19 protein-coding genes and 1 tRNA gene are annotated in these 23,149 nt (G+C 61.0%); 15 read left to right on the forward strand and 5 right to left on the reverse strand.

What is annotated here, in order from left to right:
- Positions 1–6: 6 nt before the first annotated feature.
- The gene (locus ACIQ67_RS08235; protein WP_397533878.1) at positions 7–2,265 is read right to left on the reverse strand and encodes an Orn/Lys/Arg decarboxylase N-terminal domain-containing protein; all 2,259 of its coding nucleotides are present in this window, start codon (positions 2,263–2,265) and stop codon (positions 7–9) included.
- Between the two features lie 168 nt (positions 2,266–2,433).
- On the opposite strand from ACIQ67_RS08235, the gene ACIQ67_RS08240 reads away from it, so the two are divergent.
- The 4 genes from ACIQ67_RS08240 to ACIQ67_RS08255 all read left to right on the forward strand — a co-directional run bounded on the left by ACIQ67_RS08240 (position 2,434) and on the right by ACIQ67_RS08255 (position 5,692).
- A complete protein-coding gene (locus tag ACIQ67_RS08240; protein ID WP_397533879.1) occupies positions 2,434–2,847 on the forward strand; it encodes an NfeD family protein in 414 nt (137 codons plus the stop codon).
- Between the two features lie 32 nt (positions 2,848–2,879).
- Entirely contained in the window at positions 2,880–3,791 is a 912-nt protein-coding gene (locus tag ACIQ67_RS08245) for an SPFH domain-containing protein (RefSeq protein WP_397533880.1), read from the forward strand.
- An 89-nt stretch (positions 3,792–3,880) separates the two neighbouring features.
- Positions 3,881–3,971: transfer RNA gene (locus ACIQ67_RS08250), tRNA-Ser, on the forward strand.
- A gap of 104 nt (positions 3,972–4,075) precedes the next feature.
- A complete protein-coding gene (locus ACIQ67_RS08255) occupies positions 4,076–5,692 on the forward strand; it encodes a DUF6538 domain-containing protein (protein WP_397533881.1) in 1,617 nt (538 codons plus the stop codon).
- Between the two features lie 99 nt (positions 5,693–5,791).
- Here the strand turns inward: ACIQ67_RS08255 and ACIQ67_RS08260 are convergent, their stop codons facing one another.
- The gene (locus ACIQ67_RS08260) at positions 5,792–6,577 is read right to left on the reverse strand and encodes a hypothetical protein (RefSeq protein WP_397533882.1); all 786 of its coding nucleotides are present in this window, start codon (positions 6,575–6,577) and stop codon (positions 5,792–5,794) included.
- Positions 6,578–7,472: 895 nt separating this feature from the next.
- Between ACIQ67_RS08260 and ACIQ67_RS08265 the strand changes: the two genes are divergently transcribed.
- Both ACIQ67_RS08265 and ACIQ67_RS08270 read left to right on the forward strand, forming a co-directional pair.
- A complete protein-coding gene (locus ACIQ67_RS08265; RefSeq protein ID WP_397533883.1) occupies positions 7,473–7,862 on the forward strand; it encodes a DUF6573 family protein in 390 nt (129 codons plus the stop codon).
- A 33-nt stretch (positions 7,863–7,895) separates the two neighbouring features.
- Entirely contained in the window at positions 7,896–8,108 is a 213-nt protein-coding gene (locus ACIQ67_RS08270) for a hypothetical protein (RefSeq protein WP_397533884.1), read from the forward strand.
- 55 nt (positions 8,109–8,163) lie between these two features.
- On the opposite strand, the gene ACIQ67_RS08275 is transcribed toward ACIQ67_RS08270, so the two are convergent.
- Genes ACIQ67_RS08275 through ACIQ67_RS08285 form a run of 3 tightly spaced genes read right to left on the reverse strand, consistent with a single transcriptional unit; the run spans position 8,164 to position 10,897 of the window.
- Positions 8,164–8,526: a hypothetical protein gene (locus ACIQ67_RS08275; RefSeq protein ID WP_397533885.1), complete on the reverse strand. Its 363-nt coding sequence runs from the start codon at positions 8,524–8,526 to the stop codon at positions 8,164–8,166.
- Positions 8,523–10,265, reverse strand: coding sequence for a DNA polymerase (locus ACIQ67_RS08280; RefSeq protein WP_397533886.1), 1,743 nt, complete (start codon positions 10,263–10,265; stop codon positions 8,523–8,525). The genes ACIQ67_RS08275 and ACIQ67_RS08280 overlap by 4 nt, the downstream gene beginning before the upstream one ends.
- The gene (locus tag ACIQ67_RS08285) at positions 10,265–10,897 is read right to left on the reverse strand and encodes a hypothetical protein (protein ID WP_397533887.1); all 633 of its coding nucleotides are present in this window, start codon (positions 10,895–10,897) and stop codon (positions 10,265–10,267) included. Before ACIQ67_RS08285 ends, ACIQ67_RS08280 begins: the two co-directional genes overlap by 1 nt.
- Positions 10,898–11,526: 629 nt before the next feature.
- Here ACIQ67_RS08285 and radC point away from each other — a divergent pair.
- The 9 genes from radC (at position 11,527) to ACIQ67_RS08330 (ending at position 23,118) form a co-directional block, all read left to right on the forward strand.
- A complete protein-coding gene (gene radC, locus ACIQ67_RS08290) occupies positions 11,527–12,063 on the forward strand; it encodes a DNA repair protein RadC (protein WP_397533888.1) in 537 nt (178 codons plus the stop codon).
- 114 nt (positions 12,064–12,177) lie between these two features.
- Entirely contained in the window at positions 12,178–12,510 is a 333-nt protein-coding gene (locus tag ACIQ67_RS08295) for a hypothetical protein (protein WP_397533889.1), read from the forward strand.
- A gap of 164 nt (positions 12,511–12,674) precedes the next feature.
- Positions 12,675–15,086 carry a type I restriction-modification system subunit M gene (locus ACIQ67_RS08300; protein ID WP_397533890.1) on the forward strand — a complete coding sequence of 804 codons (2,412 nt, stop codon included), beginning with the start codon at positions 12,675–12,677 and terminating at the stop codon, positions 15,084–15,086.
- A complete protein-coding gene (locus ACIQ67_RS08305; protein ID WP_397533891.1) occupies positions 15,083–16,258 on the forward strand; it encodes a restriction endonuclease subunit S in 1,176 nt (391 codons plus the stop codon). Before ACIQ67_RS08300 ends, ACIQ67_RS08305 begins: the two co-directional genes overlap by 4 nt.
- Positions 16,259–16,275: 17 nt before the next feature.
- The gene (locus ACIQ67_RS08310) at positions 16,276–17,391 is read left to right on the forward strand and encodes an AAA family ATPase (protein WP_397533892.1); all 1,116 of its coding nucleotides are present in this window, start codon (positions 16,276–16,278) and stop codon (positions 17,389–17,391) included.
- On the forward strand, positions 17,388–17,885 hold the full coding sequence (locus ACIQ67_RS08315; RefSeq protein WP_397533893.1) for a hypothetical protein: 498 nt from the start codon (positions 17,388–17,390) through the stop codon (positions 17,883–17,885). The genes ACIQ67_RS08310 and ACIQ67_RS08315 overlap by 4 nt, the downstream gene beginning before the upstream one ends.
- 227 nt (positions 17,886–18,112) lie before the next feature.
- Positions 18,113–21,292: a type I restriction endonuclease subunit R gene (locus ACIQ67_RS08320; protein WP_397533894.1), complete on the forward strand. Its 3,180-nt coding sequence runs from the start codon at positions 18,113–18,115 to the stop codon at positions 21,290–21,292.
- The gene (locus ACIQ67_RS08325) at positions 21,282–22,004 is read left to right on the forward strand and encodes a M48 family metallopeptidase (RefSeq protein ID WP_397533895.1); all 723 of its coding nucleotides are present in this window, start codon (positions 21,282–21,284) and stop codon (positions 22,002–22,004) included. The genes ACIQ67_RS08320 and ACIQ67_RS08325 overlap by 11 nt, the downstream gene beginning before the upstream one ends.
- A gap of 364 nt (positions 22,005–22,368) precedes the next feature.
- A complete protein-coding gene (locus tag ACIQ67_RS08330; protein ID WP_397533896.1) occupies positions 22,369–23,118 on the forward strand; it encodes a tyrosine-type recombinase/integrase in 750 nt (249 codons plus the stop codon).
- Positions 23,119–23,149: the final 31 nt, after the last annotated feature.

Raw genomic sequence — 23,149 nt, forward strand, 5'->3', positions numbered from 1 at the left:
GCCCCATCAAGCAGCCACGCAGTCGACGTAGTACCGCGAGCGCCCGTCCTCACCCTTCTCCTCGACCAGACCATGCACGTCCGTGGCAAAGCCAGGGAAAGCCGCATTGAACTCACGCGTGAACTTCAGGTAATCGACGATGCGCTTGTTGAACCGCTCACCCGGAATCAACAGCGGGATGCCTGGTGGGTAGGGTGTCAGCAGCGCAGTAGTGACACGCCCTTCAAGCGCATCGATCTCGACCCGCTGGGTCTTGCGGTGAGCGATGTGTGCGTAGGCATCACTGGGCGTCATGGCCGGCTCGAGATCCGACAGGTACACCTCGGTGGTGAGCCGAGCGATGTCACCCTTGGCATAAGCCTCATGGACGCTCTGGCACAAGTCACGCAGCCCCATGCGCTCGTAGCGCGGCTGGGCCGCGCAGAACTCGGGCAGGATGCGCCACAAGGGCGCGTTCTTGTCGTAGTCATCCTTGAACTGTTGCAGCGCCGTCAGCAGTGTGTTCCAACGCCCCTTGGTGATGCCGATGGTGAAGAGGATGAAGAAGGAATACAGCCCCGTCTTCTCCACCACCACGCCATGCTCGGCCAGGAACTTGGTGACGATGCTGGCCGGGATGCCTGTCTTGGCAAACTTGCCGCTCATGTCCAGACCGGGGGTGATGATGGTGGACTTGATCGGGTCCAGCATATTGAAACCGGCGGCGATATTGCCAAAACCGTGCCACTTGGCATTGGCCTTGAGCATCCAATCGCTGGGCTTGCCATAGCCCTCTTCCACCAGCTTGTCCGGTCCCCAGACCTTGAACCACCAGTCCTGGCCGTACTCCTCGTCGACCTTACGCATTGCGCGGCGGAAGTCCAAGGCCTCGCTGATGCTTTCCTCCACCAGCGCGGTGCCGCCTGGGGGTTCCATCATGGCCGCAGCCACATCGCAGCTGGCGATGATCGAGTATTGCGGGCTGGTGGACGTGTGCATCAGATAGGCCTCATTGAACAGATGCTTGTCCAGCTTCACGTTCTGTGAGTCCTGCACCAGCACCTGCGAGGCTTGCGAGAGTCCGGCCAGCAGCTTGTGGGTGGACTGTGTTGCATAGACCATCGCCGTCTTGGGGCGCACGCGGTTCTTGCCCATGGCATGGTAGGAACCGTAGAAGTTGTGGAAGGCCGCATGGGGCAACCACGCCTCGTCGAAGTGCAAGGTGTCGATCCAGCCGTCGAGCTTGGCCTTAATGGTCTCGGTGTTGTAGAGCACGCCGTCGTAGGTACTCTGCGTCAGCGTCATGATGCGCGGCTTGACCTTCTTGACATCCACGCCCTTGAGCAAGGGGTTCTTGGCGATCTTCTTGCGAATGCTCTCAGGTGAGAACTCGCTTTCCGGGATCGGGCCGATGATGCCGTAGTGGTTGCGTGTGGGGGTCATGAACACCGGCACCGCACCCGTCATGATGATGCTGTGCAGGATGCTCTTGTGGCAGTTGCGATCCACAACCACGACATCGCCGGGCGCCACCGTGTGGTGCCACACCATCTTGTTTGAGGTGCTGGTGCCATTGGTGACGAAGAAGCAATGGTCCGCGTTGAAGATGCGAGCGGCATTCTTCTCGGACGCGGCCACGGGGCCGGTATGGTCCAAAAGTTGGCCGAGTTCCTCAACGGCGTTGCAGACGTCCGCCCGCAGCATGTTCTCACCGAAGAACTGGTGGAACATCTGGCCCACAGGGCTCTTCAGAAAGGCCACGCCACCAGAATGCCCAGGGCAGTGCCAGGAATACGAGCCGTCCTGCGCATAGTCCATCAGCGCCTTGAAGAACGGCGGCGCCAAGCCATCCAGGTAGCTCTTGGCTTCGCGGATGATGTGACGCGCCACGAACTCAGGCGTGTCCTCGAACATGTGAATGAAGCCATGCAACTCACGGAGCACGTCATTCGGCAAGTGTTGCGAGGTGCGCGTCTCGCCATAGACATAGATGGGGATATCGGCGTTCTTGAACCGGATTTCCTCGATGAACTTGCGTAGGTTCAGCACCGCCGGATCAAGCTCGGGACCTGGTGTGAATTCCTCGTCGTCGATCGACAGAATGAAGGCACTGGCCCGGCTCTGCTGCTGGGCAAACTGGCTCAGGTCGCCATAGCTGGTGGCGCCCAGCACTTCGAAACCTTCCTTCTGGATCGCGTCCGCCAAGGCGCGAATACCCAAACCCGAAGTATTTTCGGAGCGGTAGTCCTCGTCGATGATGACGATGGGAAAGCGAAAACGCAGCATCTGGTGCCTCCGGAGGCGGGACGAAAAACAGGAAGGCGCGAAGTGTAGGGCCAAGCTCCAGGCAGACCGAAGCCACTACACGTTCCTGTCGTACAAACAGGACGATGGCAACGGCAAACAGCAAGGCTACACTGCGCCGCATCATGCGCTCAGGGAGGTGACATGGACATGAACGCAACAACGTTTTGGTGGGTAGCCTGCGGTGTCCTGGTAGCTGTCGAGCTGCTCACCGGCACGTTCTACCTGCTGATGCTGGCCATCGGAGCCGCGGCCGCGGCCATTGCGGCACATCTGGGCCTGGGCAGCAATGCGCAGATCGTCACCGCCGCACTTGTCGGAGGCGCGGCCGTCATCGCTTGGCACCAGCGCCGACCGCAAACCAAACCAGCATCAAGAAACGCTGATGCCAACCTCGATATCGGGCAATCCGTGCAGGTCGAGCAATGGAAGCCCGACGGCTCGACCCTGGTGCGCTACCGCGGGGCCGAGTGGCATGCGCGCTACATCGGGACCGGTGAGCCGGGTGCAGGGCAACATGTCATCAAGGCCATCGAAGGCAGCTGCCTCTTGCTGGGCCATTGATCGTCGCAACAGATTGAAACCAGGGAGGAATCATGGAAATCGCACTCGTGCTGCTGGTCATCGCAGCCATCTTCATCGTCCGTTCCATCAAGGTTGTTCCGCAGCAGAACGCCTGGGTCGTCGAACGGCTGGGCAAGTTCCACGCCACGCTGACTCCAGGGCTGAACTTCCTCGTGCCCTTCGTCGACCGCCTGGCGTACAAGCACTCCCTCAAAGAGATCCCGCTGGACGTGCCTAGCCAGGTTTGCATCACCAAGGACAACACGCAGCTAACAGTCGACGGCATCCTGTACTTCCAGGTGACTGATGCGATGCGCGCCAGCTACGGCTCAAGCAACTACATCATCGCAATCACCCAACTGGCACAGACGACACTGCGCAGCGTGATTGGCCGGATGGAGCTGGATCGCACCTTCGAAGAGCGTGATGTGATCAACAGCTCGGTCGTCCAAGCCTTGGATGAAGCGGCATTGAACTGGGGCGTCAAGGTGCTGCGCTATGAGATCAAGGACCTGACCCCGCCGCCTGCAATCTTGCACTCGATGCAGGCGCAGATCACCGCCGAACGGGAGAAGCGCGCGCTGATCGCTGCCTCTGAAGGCCGCCGCCAGGAGCAGATCAATATCGCGACCGGCGAGCGCGAGGCGGCCATTGCCCGCTCGGAAGGTGAGAAGCAGGCTGAGATCAACAAGGCCATGGGCGAAGCTGCAGCGATCACGGCCGTGGCGGATGCCACGGCAGACGCCATCCGCAAGATTGCGGCGTCAATCGAGCAACCCGGTGGCCAATCGGCAGTGCAGCTGAAAGTGGCCGAGAAGGCCGTTGACGCTTATGCCCAATTGGCCCAAAAGAACAACACGATGATCGTGCCGGGCAACATGAGTGAAGTCAGCGGACTGATCGGCACCGCCATGGCATTGATGAAGGGCAGCAAGGCCTCGTGAGCGGCTGGTACGCGAATGGCGTGTGCGAAACCGAAACCATCTGGCAGAAACGATTTCGGAAGGAAAACTGCGTTATGATGGCGGGCTTCGGAGAGGTGGATGAGCGGTTTAAGTCGCACGCCTGGAAAGCGTGTGTGGGTTAATAGCCCACCGCGGGTTCGAATCCCGCCCTCTCCGCCAGAAATGACGTAAGCCCTTGAATCCAAACGGATAGTTTTGATTCAAGGGCTTTTTCGTTTCTGAGTGGTACACCGGCCTGGTACACCGGCGCTAGACTGTCTTCCATGAAAGACGACGAGATGTACCGACATCCCCGCCTGCACAAGCGCGGCGACACCTACTACTTCAGGGCCAAAGTCCCCGTCGATCTGATCGCCTGCTACCCGGGCGCTGAAATCAAGTTCTCTCTTCGCACTCGCGACCGTCAAGTGGCGTGGCAGCGTGTCCAGATCGAGTCCCTGCGCCTGGATCGCGAGTTCGACGAACGCAGGAAGTCAGCCGTCCAGCACACGGCGCCGCTCACTGTCATCACCAGCATCGACGACGAGTTCATCGCCAAGCTGAAAGCATCCTTCCTGCGCGACTCCCTCGATTGCGACACCGACTTGCGCACCAGTCCGTTCGGTGAGGTGGACTATGAACTGCGACAGGAGCATCTAGAGCAGCAGCTTGCAGCGCTGCGACAGGCCAACCGCACGGGTGACACGTCACTCATCGAAGGACTGCTGAAGGTATTCCTTAGGTCCCAGGGTTATGAGCTGCGTCTCCCCGACCGGGACTACCGCAGACTGTCGCTGGCTTTCTTGCAGGGATACACCAAAACGATCCAGAGCATTGCGCTTCGCGATGAGGGTGAGCTGGTCGAACCCGAGGTACTTGCTCCGTCATCCAGTCTTCTGCCCAGACCCACAGCACGACCTGTTCTGGCGCAGCTCACCTGGGATCAGCTCTTCGAGAAATGGCGCAACGCGACCGTCCGCCGGGCCAAGACATCGGACGAGTTTCAACGCATCCTCAAAGCGTTCGAGACATTTACAAGGGGCATACAGCCAGCAGAGGTAGGTAAGCGGCAGGTCATCGACTTCCGCGACCACTTACTGGCCGAGAAGCAGACCAGCAAGACCGTAGACAAGAAGATCTCGATCCTGCGGACCATCTTTCGGGTCGCGGTACATGATGAACTTCTACCGTCTGACCCGACGGCGGGCGTATTGGTCGCCATGCCCAAGACAACCAAGAAGCCTCGCGCTGGTTTTACCTCGGATGAGCTGGGCACCATCTTCGGCGCCGCGGTGTTTCAGCGTGGTGCGGTAGCGGGCCGCAAGTTTGGTCCCGCAGAGTTCTGGCTGCCGCTGATCGGCCTGTATACCGGCGCGCGGATCGAAGAGATCGCGCAGCTGCGTGTGAAGGAAATCCGCCGCCACGCAGCCCTTGGGTACTTCTTCCACATCACGGACGAAGGTGAAGACAGCGCAGTGAAGAACGAAAGCTCAAGGCGACGGGTGCCGGTCCACCAAAGACTGCTAGATGCAGGCCTTCTCGCCTATGCTGAGTCTCTCCCTGACCAGGACGGGTATCTCTTTCCGACGCTGACCCCCGACAAGTACCAGCGGCGCAGCTCTGGCTTTGGCAAGGAGTTCGGGAAGTTCCTGCGCGACGAGCTGAAGATCCTGGACCGGCGCAAGGTGTTCCACTCGTTCAGGCACCTGTTCAAGCACCGCTGTCGTGAGCTGGGAATCTCGGAAGACGTGCACGATGCGCTCACCGGGCACACAAGCGCCAGCGAGGCGCGTTCGTACGGCAACGACGAATACCCGCTGGAGCCGCTGTTTGCAGCCATGGCTGCCTTCCACTTCGAAGGAGTGCCCGCCCCATTGAGCTACGCGAAGTGGCCCAAGTAAAAAACCCGACGGGGCTGGCAGCGTCCGTCGGGTTTCCACCCGGATTTTTTGGGTGGTGAATCAGGGGTCTCGACCGGTGCCAGCCAGGTCCGTGTCACCTCAATTGCCAAAACTGATGTTCTGAAAAGAATAGGCACCAGTTTTATACGCAATCAGCCTTTGGGCGTCTTGGGCGTTCCAGCCGCGGCCGGCCAGGTCGGCGCGCAGCCGCCGTTCGAATGCTTCGGTGCACACGAAAACCACCTGCTCAAGCACGGCACCAACTGCCAGCTCCCGACCAAGCCGCGAACGGGCCCAGTCCAACCAGTTGAGCAAGGCCGCGTAGTCCTTGGCGTTGCGGCGGCTACGCTCCACCTCCACCCACGTCCATGCGCTACCTGAGCGCAGGAGGACATCCGGCTTCTTGCCCGCCAGCCCGCTCTCACCGCCCGCCCACGCACCGCGCGAGATCTCGCGCTCGGTCGAAACTCTGTAACCCTGAACGATGCTGGCTACGGCGATGGCATTCGCGATGCAGCGATGTCTGTAGTAGCTCGCGCTAAACGAACGCACAAGGTCCTTTCCGGATGCGGCGGGCAGCCCGACATCCTGCAGCCGCCGAGCGCCTGGCTCTGCCACGGCGTAAATTTGGGCTCCGTCTGGCGCGGTCGCACGAAGGACCATGCGCTGCTCCAGCAACCGGCGCAGTGTTCGTTGTGCCATCCGCAGTTGACTTGCAGTCGGTTCAACCTGGGCGAAGCTGAGTTCGCCCTTCGGGTGCCGAGCCCATGTGCTCCACACCAGCACAGCTAGGTCGCGTGTGCGCAACCACCCGAAACGGTGAAGCGCCCGCAAGATGCGGACCTCGTTATCGGCGGCTACCCGCCGCCCATCGCTGTTTTTCACGAAGAATCTCCTTTGGGTTTCTTCGTCTAGCGATGAACCGCCTGTTCGACCTGCTGAGCCACCAGGGGCGAACGGGCGAGGCGAACAGGTTGTCCTGCGGCAACCAGGCACCGTTCACTTTTCCCGATCTGGACGATCGGTCGCTCTCTCGGGGTGTCTGGACGCCACCCCGTGCCCCAGGAATACCGGCGCCCCACGCCTTCCAGTCCCCGCTCAGCGGGCACTTCCACGCGCGGGAAACCGGGACGCCCGGCTTCGCTGGACGCTGCGCCGACTTCGGTCAGTGCGTTGCCTGACGCCTCCCGGTTTCCCGCGCCTGCGGCTTGGGGCGCGGGGCTTCGCCCCCCACTGCAGCACCGGCATCCTGGGGGATGCCTGTGGCTCGACGCCGGTCTTCGACCTGTCGGCCACTGCTTTGCGGCTCCCCCGTCGCTCGCTTGCCCGGTGGGCCGGGCGTGCGCTCCCGGGCTTCGGCTGAACGCCTCGCCCCACGTGTGCGACTTCGTAGCCACGCGGCCCCCGGACTCCCGCGCGGACTGGCTGCCGCCAGACCGCGCCGACTGCGCTGCGCACCACTCCGGAAGGTGGACGCAGCGTCGTTCCGGCCTTGTCGCCCTGCTGGCAACCGTAGCCGAGTGCCCGGGGAAGAGCCACCGGCACGCCCCTGCTGAAACGGCACCCGGTCCCCATGGGCTGCGGCTTTGTATTCACCGATGGCCAACCCCGGAAACCCAGCTGTGCACGTTTGCAGGCGACGAACTCAGGAAAGACGGCTTACCCCGTGGTTCCGGGCATGCGCGAAGGCTCAAGGAGCCGGACGCACAGGCTCGGAATCTTGGAATCCGGCTTACCAAGGCCACCGTGCCGACCATCCAACCAACCAGGAGAACCAGACATGCACCGATTGCCGATCATTCACAGATACACCCGTGCCGACGCGATAACGGAAGGCATGCTCATCGACGTCACGAACGTGGCCCGCGAAGCGGGGTTCAAGGTCCCAGTGGCACTGACGGCTGAAGTCTGGAACGACTGCGTGACATGGACAGCGGAAGACAGCAAGCGACAGGCCCTGCAGGACGAACCGGGCAGGCTTTGGGACGTACTGTGGATGGCATTCGTCGCGGCGCGGCGGGCCAAAGGCGACCGGGTCAGCTTTCAGCTCTACCGCGTGCCGCGCGGTGGGCGCGGCTGCCGACCTCGGCTCACAACGCTGCAACTGCACATCGGCCCGGGCGACGACCTGGAGCCCGTGATCACGGTTCTGTTGCCCGGGCAAGACTGAACCTCACCATCAACCCTGAAGAAGGAAGTACCCATGAACCTCTGGACCTGGCTGTGCGACTGCTTTTCAAGCTCTCCGCACCATGATCACAGCGCCCCGGTGATCAACCCGAGCACGGGCCTGCCAATGATCGACAACAGCATCGGCGGCATCGACGTTGGAGGCAGTCTTTTCGGGCAAGACATCCATCAAAGCGGCGGATCGATGGACTTCGGTGGCGGCTTCGACGGGCACGATCACATGTGACGTACAGACGAAAAAAGAGGGGCTGAGGCCCCTCCTTCTTCTTCCATCATGCGTCTCAGTCGTCGTCCACCAACAGGGTGACGGTCGGCGCGCTGCCCGGTTGCTGCTCAACGGCAATCAGCCCGGCCGACCGCAGGCGTTCCAGCGCCTCGTACTTGGCATCGCGAGACACGCCCATTGCCGCCAGCGGCTTGCTTGCGAGCTTGACGGTCTTGGACTTCTGCAGTCCAGACAGATACCAGAGCGTGAGGCCGACCTGTAGGGTTTTGCCGGGCATCTGCGCTGCCTTCTGCATCCAGCCCAGCGGCAGTGGCCCCTTGATGAAGCCTGCCGACCTCTCCGGTGCCGGCGTGTAACCGCCTGCAGCGGCGGACCACGCGTGGCGGCGCTCCGCGACGTTTGTGGCTTGCAGCGTCATTGAGCGGTCTCCCCGTCCAGCTCACGCAGCAAGTCCTGAACCGTTTCCCACATGACGGTGCCGCGCTCGTCGCAGAAGCGCTCCGGGGCGCGAATCAGCTTCGCGTCTGAGCGCAGCTCGAAGCCGTCCAGCAGCTGGGCGCTGGCCTGACGCATCAGCGCCTGCATCCGTTCGGTGTCGGCTTCGAGCCGGTCCATCGGCGCTTCAATCAGAACAGCGTCGTGGACAGGTGCGACGACCTTAATGTCGGCCTCGGTAGCGAGGCAGCAGGCCAGGCGCAGCATTTCAGCGCCGTTTGCTTGCATGGGAAAGTTCCTGAGTGACCGGCCGTTCGGCCGATCATCGACATGCAGCATCCACCCGAACACGGTCCACAGCTTGCGCTGGGTCAGGGCGTGGTCGAGCACGCCATCGGACCACGCCCAAAAGCGCGCATAGGTCCGACGGTGCATCCTGAGCAGCTCTCTGGCGAAGACGGGCGGCTGCTGTATACGGCGCGCCAGGCTTTCTTCTTGCATCCCGTATTGCACTGCGAGGACACAGGCTTTGAACTGGTCGCGCTGCGGGCCGTGGGTTGCTTTCGTCGCATCAGATGGGACAGCTCCAGCCTGCTTCGCGAATGCGAGGTACGGGTCGCCCGACAGGTACGCCGCCTGCATCTTCTCGTCGCCGGACAGGGCGGCGGCGATACCGAACTCCTGCTGGCTCCAGTCCACGTAGGCCAAGCCGTTGCCCGGCGCAGGTCGGATGAGGCCGCGCAGCCACGCTGATAAGCCGAAGACAAACTTGGAGTTCGAGGGTTGGTTACGGCCCGTCCTAGCCCGGAACATCGACATCATGGCCCGGTTGCGGTTGTCCAGCCCGACGGCCAGCTCGCTCAGACGCAGCTGACCAAGCGCCTGGCGCAGGTCCTTCAGGGGGCGTAGTTGCGGATGCGACTTGCACTGCTCGCTGAACGTGTCGTCGTCCAGGGCCAACCGGCCTGACGCCAGCGTCGGCCAGGCGATACCGTGGGTCTGGATGTAGTCGGCGAACCTTGCCTGCTTGAATGTCCGTCCTTCGTAGACGTGGTACTGGTCATCCACTCGGGCAATCAGCCTGTCCTGCAAGCTGCTCCAGTGCCGGCGCAACCTGCCCAGCAGCACGCCGTCCACCGGGACGCCATCGAACTCGATGTGCGCCACGGCCTTGGTGTACCGGCCACGCAGCAACGCCTGGCCTAGGCGGGGGTGTTCGAAGATGAACCCCTGCGTGGCGCCGAGCAGCTGGCGGGTGGCTGTCACGTCGGAAGCGCAGTAGTCCAGGATGGCTTGGCGCTCGGCTTCGCTGTACGCGCCACCGCGCAGAATCAGGTCGCGCATGGCGTCCTTTTCGAGGGCGCTGATGCCGCTGTGTCCGTAGTATTCGAGGGCGCCTAGCAGGCCATTGCTGACGGGAAGCGTCTTACCGTTCGTCTCGACGCGGAACTCGGCGTACAGGTCGAGCACGTTCGCTGGCAGGGGCCAGTCAAGCGCCAAATGGCACCCCATTTCGGCGGAGGCGTAGTAAGCCACGACAAGGCTGTCGGGGTCGGTTGGATATGGGCATGGCCCGGTTTTGAGTTCATCCTCCCAGAGGCGGATTTCACGACCGCTGTTCACCTCGTGAGCTACGAGGCAAACAGGATCGGGCCGCTCACCAGGAGCAGCCCGAAACTCAAAATCGACGACCCACACCTCGGTGTAGTCGTCGATACGCATCAAATTTCCCCGCGCAGGCGCTTCACGATGGGGTGGTCCAGCGACGTGATGAGGCGGTCCTTGAACGCCAGGTTCAGCACCTCGCGGAAGGTCAGGTCGGGCCAAACCGGCTCATCGGACACGTTGGGCGCCTCGTACACGTCGTAGGCACCCACGTGGCGGTTTGCGACCAGGCGCACCCAGCTGTTCTTCGCCATGTCGGCGGCAGAGTGGGCGGACTGCGACCACTGGTCCAGGCGGCCATCGTCGCCGGGCAGGTTCACGGGCCACAGGGCGACGTTGCCGTCGCGACCGACGTAGGTGTACAGCTGTTTGGCGCGGACCTCCTGGGCGAGGTCGGCCGCAAGGGTCGGCATCACGAAGTAGCACTCGCCGTCTTCCTTGAGCTGAAGGATGAGCGCAGCCAAGGTCCATTCGGCGCCGGGGTGGACGCGGACGAAGGTCTGGTTGCCCGGCTTGCGGACCGGGACGGTGTTGACGACCTTGCGGACGCCAGAGACAGTGCCGAAGTTCTGCGGCAGGCGCAGGGTGGTCAAGTCGAGCGACGAGTCCGAGGCAGCCGTCGAGGCAGCCAAGGCCACAGCGGTCAGGTCAGGGAGGGAGGCTTCAGTTTTGGCAGGTTTTTGAGCCATGAGGGTTCCAATCGAAAGGAAGAGACAAAGAACCAGTGAACGGCGTCACTGGGGTGAACCCATCGGCGCGGGACTGTTGATGTGTGCGTCTGCACGCCTCTGGTTCTTCGTCTAGAACCGTCACCCCCGATCTTTTTATCCCTCCGGTCGTCTTTACAAAGTCTTTACATTCAGCCGCTCACGATCTCCGTGGCGCCGACAACAACTCGGAAGGGTTTGCACCTGTCGTGTGCCCACGCACCAGGGTGTGGGGGCACGCTGCACCCGCTCCATCTAATTAAGAAGTCTCAGAAAAAGACACAGGGAGTCCAGGGCGTGCCGGCTACCGCCGCCGGGCTTTGCGGGCTGCGCCCCGCGCCTCGTGCGAGTCGCGGCCATCAGGCTTCAATCCCTCACGCCTCCGGCCGTGGACGCGTCCACAGCCTGCGCGCTGCGCTTGCCCCTTTCACTCTGGCATGTGTGTGGGGCTGGCTTACTGGTCCCTTCAGCCTTGCACACCGTTCTCGCCGTCAAGGTCTGCGTGCCTATTGGCACTTGCGGCCTTGCGGCCGTCTTCGAACCTGTGACGACTTGCGCTGCGATGTGCGGGTTCCGGTCCCGGGCAATCCCGCCCGCTATCGGAGCTCTTCATGCAACACGACCTGTTCTCGTCCCTCGACTCCCTTCTGTCTGCCCCCGCTGGCGCGGGTGGCTTCCTCGTCCGAGATCATGCTGGCCAGTACCGCCCAGCTGAGGCAGACGAAGTCCTGCTGGCGGCGCAGCGGCTGCTGGCCTCACAGGTGCGCGGCAGCGACGTGATGTCGTCGCCCGCAGCGGTCAAAGAATTCCTGCGCACCCGGCTCGGGCAACTGCAGCACGAGGTGTTCGCGGTGGTGCATCTTGACTCCCAGAATCGGGTCATCGACTACGTCGAGATGTTCCGGGGAACGGTAAGTCAAACGTCGGTCTACCCGCGCGAAGTGGTGCGCGATGCGATGGTCCGCAACAGCAGCGCTCTGCTGCTCGTGCACAACCACCCCTCAGGGACGCCGGAACCGTCACGGGCGGACGAAGCCCTGACGCAGACCCTCAAGGCGGCGACGGCACTGGTGGACGTCAGGGTCCTCGACCACCTGATCGTCACGGCGCACTCAATTCAGTCCATGGCCGAGCGCGGCCTTGTTTGAATCAAGGGCCTGCGGGCCCGCTTCCCGATTTGGGCACGGCCGCCGCCGGGAAGCGAATTTAAAACACCTGCCTACCCTGAAATGGCAACTTCGCCATGACTTGATGTTTTCACCATGACCGACCAAACGAACACCACCCGCCCGGAAGCTGAAATCGAGGAGCACGAGCTCTTCTACGTGGTCATCTCGACCGAAGCAGACTTCTGCGACCTCTACTACGAAGACCGCGAGGCGATGGGGTGCTACAAAGTGTGTGTGCCTAGTGGCCTTGAGCCCAGCGTTGCCGCTGTGGCGGCGCTGGGCGCTGTTCACTCGGTTGTGCCCATTAAGCATCTTTGGTGCTTCGAGAGCCGGGTGTTTGACGACGATGGACAAGAGGTCACCCCCGACTACGACCTGGACTGGTACGACACGGCCGACGAACACAAAGCCTATGTGGTGAAGTAAGCACCTCGACCGCATTCACGCCATCGATGAAGGCCTCCCTAGGGAGGCCTTCATCCACTTTGGGGATCTGCGGGCCGGCGCCATCAGGCGGGCCATGCCGTTGGATAAACTGACCAGCACCCGGCGATGCAAGGTCAGCCGCTACTGCTCACCCAACCAGACCCATGGCCCTCAAGAAATCCGAACTCTACTCATCCCTCTGGAAATCCTGCGACGAGCTGCGTGGCGGCATGGACGCCAGCCAGTACAAGGACTACGTGCTGGTCCTGCTGTTCGTCAAGTACGTGTCCGACAAGTACGCCGGCAACCCAGACGCCCTGATTGATGTCCCGGCCGGCGGCAGCTTTGCCGACATGGTGGCCGCCAAGGGCGACAAGGAGATTGGCGACAGGCTGAACAAAATCATCGGTCGCCTGGCCGACGCCAACGACAACCTCAAGGGCGCCATCAACGTCGCTGACTTCAACGACGAAGAGAAGCTGGGCAAGGGCAAGGACATGGTGGACCGCCTTACCCGGCTGGTGTCCATCTTCGAGGGCCTGGATTTCGGCCGCAACCGTGCCGAGGGCGACGACCTGCTGGGCGATGCCTACGAGTACCTGATGCGCCACTTTGCCACCGAGAGTGGCAAGAGCAAGGGCCAGTTCTACACCCCGGCCGAGGTCTCGCGCATCATGGCCCAGGTCATCGGCCTGGGCGAAGCCCAGTACGCCACCCAAAGCATCTACGACCCCACCTGCGGCTCGGGTTCGCTGCTGCTCAAGGCGCACGACGAGGCCAAGACCCGCACCGGGCTGGACCTGGCCATCTACGGCCAGGAAGTGGACAACGCCACGAGCGCCCTGGCCCGCATGAACATGGTGCTGCACGACTGCCCCACGGCGGAGATCTGGCAGGACAACACCCTCTCGCGCCCGCACTTCCTCAACCAGGACGGCGGCCTCAAGGTGTTCGACTTCATCGTCGCCAACCCGCCGTTTTCCACCAAGGCTTGGACCAATGGCCTGGACCCGGCCAACGACCAGTTTGGCCGTTTCGAGTACGGCACCCCGCCCGAGAAGAATGGTGACTACGCCTTCCTGCTGCACATGCTCAAGAGCCTCAAGAGCACGGGCAAGGCCGCCGTCATCCTGCCCCACGGCGTGCTGTTCCGGGGGGGGGCCGAAAGCGGCATCCGCACGCGGCTGGTTCAGCAGGGAGTCATCAAAGCCATCATTGGCCTGCCTGCCAACCTGTTCTACGGCACCGGCATCCCGGCTTGCATCATCGTGCTGGACAAGGAAGGCGCCGCTGGCCGCAAGGGTATCTTCATGATGGATGCGAGCAAGGGCTTCGTGAAGGACGGTAACAAGAACCGCCTGCGCGAGCAGGACATCCACAAGATTGTGGACACCTTCACCCGCCAGCTGGAAGTACCCAAATACGCTCGTCTGGTGCCCGTGGCCGAGATTGAGGGCAACGACCACAACCTCAACCTGCCGCGCTACATCGACAGCACCGAGCCCGAAGACCTGCAAGACATCGAGGCCCACCTCAAGGGCGGCATCCCCCTGCGCGACATCGACGGCCTCAGCGCCTACTGGAAAGTCTTCCCCGGTGTGCGACAAGCCCTGTTTGCCGATGCCGAGCGACCCTGCTACTGCCAGCTGCGCGTGGAACCCAGCCAGATCAAGCCCACCATCTTCAACCACCCGGAGTTCACCGCCTTCAACCAGAGCGTGACCGCGCTGTTCGACGGCTGGAAAGCCGCCAACACCGAGCGCCTGACCGGCATTCAGCTGGGCGACCGGCCCAAGCTGCTGATCGAAGCTCTGTCCGAAAGCCTGCTGGACACCTTCCGCAACAGCGAACAGGTGTCCACCCTTATCGACCCGTACGGCGTCTACCAGCACCTGATGGACTACTGGGCCGAAACCATGCAGGACGACGCATGGATGGTCGCCACCGATGGCTGGCAGGCCCTGCGGCCCGATGGTGCCCTCAAAGGTCAGCCCAACACCGACCTCATCCCTACAGAGCTGGTGGTAGCCCGCTGCTTTGCGGCTGACCAAGCCGAGATGGATCGCCTGGAAGCCGAACGCGATGCCATCACCCGCCAGCTAGAGGAACTGGAAGAAGAACATGGCGGGGACGATGGGCTGTTAACCGAAGCCAGAAACGACAAGGGAAAGATCACCGCCAAAGGCGTGAAAGACCGCCTCAAAGCGGTCAAGGCCGACCCCACCGCTGCAGAAGAAAAGCAAGTTTTGCAGCAGTACGCTGCCCTGGCCGACCAGGAAGCGGCTGCCAGCAAGCGGATAAAAGAAGCTCAGCGCGAAATGGACGCCAAGGTGGCTGCGCTGTACGCCCGCATGACTCAGCCCGAGGTCCAAGTTCTGGTGGTGTTGGACAAGTGGCTGGCCAACCTGACCCAGCGCGTGCAGGGCGAACTGGATCGTGTGAGCCAGAACCTAACCGGGCGGATCAAGCAGCTGGCTGACCGTTACGCCATTCCGCTGCCGCTATTAGCGCGGGAAGTGGATACCCTGCAAACCCAGGTGAACGAGCATCTGAAGAAGATGGGGTTTGCGGTATGAGCGGAGATCAGATCAAACCGGGGTACAAGCGAACTGAGTTGGGGATGATTCCTGAGGACTGGCTCGCCGTAAATTTAAACGCCGTATGCACAATGAAAAGCGGAGAAGGAATCACTGCCGAAAGAATTGACGATTTTTCAGCCTACCCTTGTTATGGAGGGAATGGTCTTCGAGGTTACACCTCTCGATATACGCATGATGGGCGATTTGCACTGATTGGACGACAGGGTGCGCTTTGTGGAAATGTAAATTCGGCCCAAGGAAAGTTTTATGCTTCGGAGCATGCTGTTGTCGTAACCCCCAAAGCCGGCATCGACATTACCTTCCTAACATATGCTCTGGGGAGGATGCGTCTAAATCGATATACCGAATCGTCGGCGCAACCAGGGCTATCGGTTTCAAAAGTTTTGGCTTTACGTTTGTCAGTGCCTGGCAACGAACTAGAACAACGAACTATCGCTGACACACTATCGAGTGTGGATGCCGTCCTGGCCAAGCTCGACCAATTGATCGCCAAGAAGCGTGACCTCAAACAGGCTGCAATGCAGCAACTGCTGACTGGCCAGACCCGCTTGCCAGGGTTTTCTGGGGAGTGGGAGGTGAAACGGCTAGGGGATGTGGCAGACATGGGAAGTGGTGGAACACCCTTGTCTTCAGTCGCTGCTTACTATGATGGCGATATTCCTTGGGTGTCCATCTCGGATATGACCAAGGGGGGCAAGGTCATCGAATTTACAGAACGGAATCTTACGGAACTGGGATTCGCCAACTCCGCTGCTCAAATGTTTCCAGCTGGGACCGTTCTCTATGCGATGTATGCATCCCTCGGGGAGTGCAGCATCGCAGGCATCCCACTCTGCACTAGTCAAGCCATCCTGGGTATTCGACCAAGAGACAAACTACATGGAGAGTTTCTGTTCTATTACCTCACTTCGTTGAAGGCGACCGTCAAAAATCTTGGCCAACAGGGAACACAGGCAAACCTAAACAAAGGCATGGTTCAAAATTTTCGGCTCAGCTTGCCTACCGTGGAAGAACAAACCGCCATCGCCACCGTTCTGTCCGAAATGGATGCCGAACTCGCCGCCCTTGAAGACCGTCGCGACAAAACCCGTGCTATCAAACAAGGCATGATGCAAGAACTGCTGACCGGACGTATCCGGCTGCGCTGATCCAGAAGGATATTCATATGCTCCAACGTCTTTACGTTAACAACTTTCGTTGTCTTGAAAACTTCGAGTTCAAGCCAGGCGATGCCGCCTCAGTGCTGCTGATCGGGAAAAACGGCGCCGGTAAGTCCACAGTTATGCAGGCGCTCAAGGTGGTGCAAGCCATCGGCAGAGGCAGCAACCGGGTCGGACACCTGCTCAAGGGCAGCGACTTCACGCGTGATCGCACCGATGTTCCAATGCGTCTGGAGCTCGAGTGCACACTAGGCGGGCAAGCTTTCAAGTACAACTTGGCGCTGGACTTGCCTGATCGCTTCAAGGAGCTGCGGGTGGTTGAAGAGTCTCTGATATTAGATGGTGAACCCATTTATTCGCGCGAACTGGCCTTGGTAACCTTGCGCCGCCAAAATGCCAGTCAACCCGAGGCTCGATTCAACATCGACTGGCACTTAGTCGCTTTGCCTGTCATTCAAGACCCGTCTACGGCCAATGCACTAAGCACCTTCCGCGAATGGCTGGCCCGCATGGTGTTGCTGGCTCCCATGCCTCGCTTGATGAAGGGCGAAACTGTAGGGGAAACGCTGGAGCCCTTGGAGGACGCAAGCAACTTGGCCGATTGGCTGGCGGGACTTTTGGCCCATTACCCAGCGGCTTACGCACCACTAAGCCAGTATCTGCAACAGGTCATGCCTGACTTGTCCGACTTCCGGTTTGAGCGTGCAGGCAAGGAATCTAAGGCTATGCTGGTGCGCTTCAAGGCTGGCAATGCACAACATGAGCTCGATTTCGACGCACTGTCTGACGGAGAAAAGTGTTTCTTTCTATGCGGCGTGGTGTTGGCTGCAAACCAGTGCTACGGTCCCTTGTTTGCGTTTTGGGATGAGCCGGACAACTACCTATCACTCAGTGAAGTCAGTCACTTTGTTATGGCATTGCGCCGTGGATTCCAACAGGGCGGAGGACAGCTGTGGATGACCTCCCACAATGAGGAGGCCGTCCGACGCTTCTCGAATGACAACACTTGGGTGCTGGGAAGGAAATCCCACTTGGAGCCCACACTGATCCGCCCGCTGGCGGAACTGGGAGTTCAATCCGATGTGATTCAGGCTCTGATTTGCGGAGAGCTGGAGCCATGAGCGTAAACGTCTATCAACCCCATGTTGTAGTGCTGCCCGAAGACGATGCCAACCGGCAAATGGTCAACGGGTTCGTGCTGGACCCATCGCTTAATGAACGAGCCATTCAACCACTGCCGATTGCTGGTGGTTGGACCAAAGCCCGGGACGATTTGACATTCTCGGAGGTTGCTTTGCTGCGCAAGTATCCCAAGCGGCATTTGGTGTTGCTCATCGACTTTGACGGCGAAGTTGCTGACCGGTCGCAGAGTTTTCAGGCGGCTATCCCTGCCGACGTGCGTGACCGGGTGTACTTGCTGGGCACGCTGAATGAGCCAGAACCCCTCCGAAAGGCTTGTGGAGTATCACTGGAAAAAGTGGGCCAACAGCTTGCTCAGGCCTGTGCACATGGTGATGAGGGTTTATGGGGGCACGAGATGCTCATACACAACCACACTGAACTGCAACGACTGATCCACAACGTGAAGCCGTTCTTATTCAAGCTGCCAGTTTGATATGGGCAAAGCGGTGCTGGGAGGCATTTTGAGCTTCTTCTTCAGCTCAGAGACGCTCTGGCCGGTTTCAAATGCAGTGGAACTTGCCACAGCACGTATTAAAGCCAGCTTGGCTGGTCTTTTTGGGGCAATCAGTGCGGCTTTACACATGCGAGTGTGTCCATCATTTCAGTGGATTCACTTTAGCGTGAACGCACTTCTAAATCGACTGTCAGAGATCAAGAACAATGAGCACCGTCGGCCAGATTGAAAAAGCCACGCAGGCGCGCGTTGTGGCGCTGCTCCAGCAGCGGCTGGGCTATACCTACTTGGGCAACTGGATCGACCAGGACAACGCCAACATCGACACGGCGCGCCTGACGGCCTGGCTAAAGGGCCGTGACGTGGCCGACATCCTGATCAGCCGGGCTCTGCACGAGTTGACCAAGGCGGCGGGCGACGCCAGCAAAAACCTGTACGACCGCAACAAGGCGGTGTACGAGATGCTGCGCTACGGCATCAAGGTGCAGCCGGGTGCAGGAGAAAACCACGTCACGGTCTGGCTTATCGACTGGCAACACCCCGAGGCCAACCACTTTGGCGTGGCGGAGGAAGTGACAGTCAAAGGCGCCGACCTGGCCAATGCGGCCAAGGCCAGCACCAAGCGGCCCGATGTCGTGCTGTATGTGAACGGCATCGCGCTGGGCGTGCTGGAGCTCAAGCGGTCCACTGTGTCGGTGTCCGAGGGCATCCGCCAGAACTTGGACAACCAGAAGAAGGCATTCATCCAGCCGTTTTTCACGACCATGCAGTGGGTGATGGCGGGCAATGACACCGAGGGCCTGCGCTACGCCACCACCGAAACGCCCGAGAAGTACTGGCTGCAGTGGGTCGAGCTGGACGGTCCTCACGCCCAAGAGCCGAACCTGCTGGACAGGCACCTGCTGCAGGTGTGCGACAAGCGCCGTTTTCTGGAGCTGGTGCACGACTTCATCGTGTTCGATGCAGGCACCAAGAAGGTGTGCCGGCAGAACCAGTATTTCGGGGTGAAGGCGGCGCAGGACTTCATCCGCCGCCGTGAGGGCGGCATCATCTGGCACACCCAGGGCAGCGGCAAGAGCCTGACCATGGTCTGGCTGGCCAAGTGGATCCGGGAAAACCGCCCAGGCGCCCGCGTGCTCATCATCACCGACCGCACCGAGCTGGACGAGCAGATCGAGAAGGTGTTCAAGGGCGTGCACGAGCAGATCTATCGCTCCAAGAGCGGTGCTGACCTGATCGACAAGCTCAACGGCACGGAGGAATCCTTGCTGTGTTCGCTGGTCCACAAGTTCGGCCGAACGGGCTCGGCCGACAAGGACGACGCTGAGGGCACCAAGGCCTTCATCGAGTCGCTGCAGAACCTGCCGCCCGACTTCCAGGCTAAGGGCGATGTGCATGTGTTTGTGGACGAGTGCCACCGCACCCAGTCGGGCGACCTGCACAAGGCCATGAAGGCGCTGCTGCCCAACGCGGTGTTCGTCGGCTTCACGGGCACGCCGCTGCTCAAGGCGGACAAGGCCAAGAGCATCGAAGTGTTTGGCCGCTACATCCACACCTACAAGTTCGACCAGGCGGTGCGCGAAGGCGTGGTGTTGGACCTGCGCTACGAAGCGCGCGACATCGACCAGTCCATCACCTCGCAGGCCAAGATTGACCACTGGTTCGACGCCAAGACCAAGGGCCTGAACGACATCGCCAAGGCCCAGCTCAAACAGAAGTGGGGCACCATGCAGCGGGTGCTGTCCAGCCAGTCGCGGCTGGAGCAGATCGTGGCAGACGTGCTGCTGGACATGAACACCAAGCCGCGCCTGATGGACGGGCACGGCAACGCCATGCTGGTGGCAGGCAGCATCTACGAGGCCTGCAAGTTCTACGAGCTGTTTGCCAAGACCGAACTCAAGGGCAAGTGCGCGATCGTGACCAGCTACGCGCCCAACGTGGCCGACAGCAAGGGCGAGACCACAGGCAGCGGCGACACCGACAACCTCACCAAATACCAGATTTACGGCCAGATGCTGGCGGACTGGTTCAACGAGCCGCTGGACAAGGCCATCGGCAAGGCGGAGAAGTTCGAGCAGGAGGTGAAGAAGAAGTTCATCGACGAGCCCGGGCAGGTGAAGCTGCTGATCGTGGTGGACAAGCTGCTGACGGGGTTCGACGCACCTTCGGCCACCTACCTCTACATCGACAAGCAGATGCGGGACCACGGCCTTTTCCAGGCCATCTGCCGGGTGAACCGGCTGGATGGCGACGACAAGGAATACGGCTACATCATCGACTACAAGGACCTGTTCAAGAGCCTGGAAGGCGCGGTGGAGGACTACACCAGCGGCGCCCTGGACGGCTTTGACAAGGAAGATGTGGCCGGCCTGCTGGAGAACCGGCTGGAGAAGGCCCGCGAAGACCTGGAAGACGCCCTGGAGCGGGTGCGTGCGCTGCGCGAGCCAGTGGCCGCACCTCGCGACTCGGCCGCCTACCGGCACTACTTCTGCTGCCAGGACGCTGGCAACGCGGAGCAGCTCAAGGCGAACGAAGCCAAGCGACTGCAGCTGTACAAGCATGTGGCCACCCTGATCCGGGCGTTTGCTGCCATCGCCAGCGAACTGGACGAGGCTGGCTACACAGCGGCCGAGATCGCGCGCATCAAGGCCGATGTGGACCACTTCACCAAGGTACGGGACGAAATCAAGCTCTCCAGCGGCGACTACATCGACCTCAAGGCCTACGAGCCTGCGATGCGGCACCTGATTGACACCTACATCCGGGCCGACGAGAGCGAGAAGATTTCGACCTTTGACGACCTGAGCCTAATCCAGCTCATCGTCGAGCGCGGCCCCGACGCCGTGGACGCCTTGCCCGACCGCATCAAGAAAAACGAAGAGGCGGTAGCCGAGACCATCGAGAACAACGTCCGCAAGCTCATCATCAATGAGTCGCCGGTGGACCCGGCCTACTACGACAAGATGTCCAAGCTGCTGGACGCGTTGATTGAGCAGCGGCGCAAGGGCGTGCTGAACTACAAGGAGTACCTGGAGCAGATCGCCGAACTGACCAAGGCCGCCACGCAGCCGGGCGGCGCTAAGGGGGCGTACCCCGCATCGCTGAAGACAGGCGCCCAGCGGACCCTGTTCAACAACCTGTGGCAGGACGAGAGCCTGGCGCTGACCGTGGACGGCGCCATCATGGGCAGCCGTATGGACGGCTGGCGGGACAACGCCATGAAGACCAAACGGGTGCGCAACGCCATCAAGGCGGTGTTGGAGCCCGCTTTGGCGGCCAAGGCGGCACAGGGCTTCACCGGCATCCAAGACCCCGGCGTGGGCTACACGCTGGAAGCCGAGGCCACGCGCATTCTCGACCTGGCCAAGCATCAGCATGACTACTGAAGCCAGCCACCTGACGGTCAGCGGCATCCGGGTTCAGATCGAGCGCAAGGACATCAAGAACCTGCACCTGGGGGTCTACCCGCCCAATGGCAGGGTCCGCGTGGCTGCGCCCCTGGTGGTCAGCAATGACGCCATACGCCTGGCCGTCATCGACAAGCTGGGCTGGATACGCCGCCAGCGCGCCAAGTTTGCCGAGCAGCCAAGACAGTCAGCCCGGGAGATGGTCAACGGCGAGAGCCATTACGTGTTTGGACGGCGCTGCCGCCTGCGGGTGCATGAGCAGCCGGGCAAACAGTGCGTGGCCCTGCGCGGGATCGCCAGCCTGGATCTGTTCGTCAACCCGGGCCGCACGACCGAGCAACGAGAGGCAGTCTTGCTGCGCTGGTACCGCCAGCAGCTCCAGGAGCTGGTCTTCCCTATGGTGGACCAATGGCAGTGCACGCTGGGGGTTCAGGCCAGCGCTTGGGGCATCAAGAAGATGAAGACCAAGTGGGGCAGCTGCAACCCCGCCTCAAAGCGCCTATGGTTCAACCTGGAACTGGCCAAGAAGCCGGTGCAGTGCGTGGAGTACATCGTGGCCCACGAGTTGGCCCACCTGCTGGAACGCAACCACACCGAGCGCTTCACCAGGCTGCTGGATCAGCACTTGCCCAGCTGGCGGCAGTACCGCGAGATGCTGAACCTGCAGCATCTTGCGCACGAGGAGTGGTGACGCGTCGGGGGGCGTTTCGAATGCCAAACAGGCGTTCCTATCGGGACACCCGAGTGGTACACTGCCACTCTATGCCGTTTTTGTAGGCGGTTGATTTTTATAGACATTTTTCTTCAACCACAGTCTCCCGCCCTCTCCGCCAATACAAACTTCCCCGGAAGTCCAAAGCCGTCCAAGAGACGGCTTTTTTTCGTCCGTTTCATAGGGAAAGAGGCCACCGCCGCCTCATGAGGAGCTCCCAGGGCGTCTCGCGAAATCCCATTGCTACCTGCACTTTTTTGTGGGTCAAATTGTGGGTAAGCTTTGTGGGTAGACTTTTCGAGATCCTCGAAGTTTTGTGGGTAGACTTTTTGGAGAAGTCGCCATGGCCAGAAAGCAGGGACCACATGTTCTGCATCGGCTGAGTCCTCTGGTCGTCAAGAACACCAGAAGGCCAGGCCGCTACGCCGATGGAGGCAACCTGTACCTGCAGGTCTCCACAGGGGGCGCCAAGAGTTGGCTGTTTCGCTACCGCCTTGACGGCCGCTCCCGAGAAATGGGGCTAGGCCCGGTGCACTCGGTCGATCTAGACACGGCGCGCAAGCTGGCGACAGAACGTCGCGCACTTCTACACGCGCGAGTCGATCCGATCGAAAGCAGGAACGCGACGAGAAGCGTCCTACTCGCCCAGGAGGGCACACGGACCGAGCGCAAAACCTGGAAATGGTGCTGCGAGACCTACGTCGCGGACGTCAAGATCCCTGAGCTGACCAACGCAAAGCATGCAGCGCAATGGGGCACCACACTCGCCACCTACACCTACCCCTTGCTCGGCAATAAATGGGTGGACGAGATCACGCTGCATGACGTTCTCGCCGTCCTGAAGCCGATCTGGCTCGAGATCAACGAGACCGCCACTCGGGTGCGTTCTCGCATGGAAGCCGTTTGGGGCTGGGCCAAGGTGAAGAACTACTGCAGAGGCGACAACCCAGCGGTCTGGAAGACGAACCTCCAGCACCTGCTTTCATCGCCGGACAAGGTCCAAGACCCCGATGGCCAGTGCAAACTCCCCCACCTGTGGCCACCCCAAACTGGACCAGGCAAGGACGACCGGATTATGAAGGCTCGGTGTTGAGGGCCAGGCGGTTGGCGGCCTCCTTCAGTCG

Source organism: Roseateles sp., from assembly GCF_044373315.1.
GTDB lineage: Bacteria > Pseudomonadota > Gammaproteobacteria > Burkholderiales > Burkholderiaceae_C > JACDQM01.

Bases quoted from the DNA above. Each gene is read 5' to 3' on its own strand.
- ACIQ67_RS08320 (WP_397533894.1), top strand. From the start codon at position 18,113: ATGAGCACCGTCGGCCAGATTGAAAAAGCCACGCAGGCGCGCGTTGTG.
- ACIQ67_RS08330 (WP_397533896.1), top strand. From the start codon at position 22,369: ATGGCCAGAAAGCAGGGACCACATGTTCTGCATCGGCTGAGTCCTCTG.
- ACIQ67_RS08255 (WP_397533881.1), top strand. From the start codon at position 4,076: ATGAAAGACGACGAGATGTACCGACATCCCCGCCTGCACAAGCGCGGC.
- ACIQ67_RS08285 (WP_397533887.1), bottom strand. From the start codon at position 10,897: ATGGCTCAAAAACCTGCCAAAACTGAAGCCTCCCTCCCTGACCTGACC.
- ACIQ67_RS08280 (WP_397533886.1), bottom strand. From the start codon at position 10,265: ATGCGTATCGACGACTACACCGAGGTGTGGGTCGTCGATTTTGAGTTT.
- ACIQ67_RS08240 (WP_397533879.1), top strand. From the start codon at position 2,434: ATGAACGCAACAACGTTTTGGTGGGTAGCCTGCGGTGTCCTGGTAGCT.
- ACIQ67_RS08265 (WP_397533883.1), top strand. From the start codon at position 7,473: ATGCACCGATTGCCGATCATTCACAGATACACCCGTGCCGACGCGATA.
- ACIQ67_RS08245 (WP_397533880.1), top strand. From the start codon at position 2,880: ATGGAAATCGCACTCGTGCTGCTGGTCATCGCAGCCATCTTCATCGTC.
- ACIQ67_RS08300 (WP_397533890.1), top strand. From the start codon at position 12,675: ATGGCCCTCAAGAAATCCGAACTCTACTCATCCCTCTGGAAATCCTGC.
- ACIQ67_RS08315 (WP_397533893.1), top strand. From the start codon at position 17,388: ATGAGCGTAAACGTCTATCAACCCCATGTTGTAGTGCTGCCCGAAGAC.
- ACIQ67_RS08275 (WP_397533885.1), bottom strand. From the start codon at position 8,526: ATGACGCTGCAAGCCACAAACGTCGCGGAGCGCCGCCACGCGTGGTCC.
- ACIQ67_RS08235 (WP_397533878.1), bottom strand. From the start codon at position 2,265: ATGCTGCGTTTTCGCTTTCCCATCGTCATCATCGACGAGGACTACCGC.
- ACIQ67_RS08295 (WP_397533889.1), top strand. From the start codon at position 12,178: ATGACCGACCAAACGAACACCACCCGCCCGGAAGCTGAAATCGAGGAG.
- ACIQ67_RS08270 (WP_397533884.1), top strand. From the start codon at position 7,896: ATGAACCTCTGGACCTGGCTGTGCGACTGCTTTTCAAGCTCTCCGCAC.
- ACIQ67_RS08305 (WP_397533891.1), top strand. From the start codon at position 15,083: ATGAGCGGAGATCAGATCAAACCGGGGTACAAGCGAACTGAGTTGGGG.
- radC (WP_397533888.1), top strand. From the start codon at position 11,527: ATGCAACACGACCTGTTCTCGTCCCTCGACTCCCTTCTGTCTGCCCCC.
- ACIQ67_RS08325 (WP_397533895.1), top strand. From the start codon at position 21,282: ATGACTACTGAAGCCAGCCACCTGACGGTCAGCGGCATCCGGGTTCAG.
- ACIQ67_RS08310 (WP_397533892.1), top strand. From the start codon at position 16,276: ATGCTCCAACGTCTTTACGTTAACAACTTTCGTTGTCTTGAAAACTTC.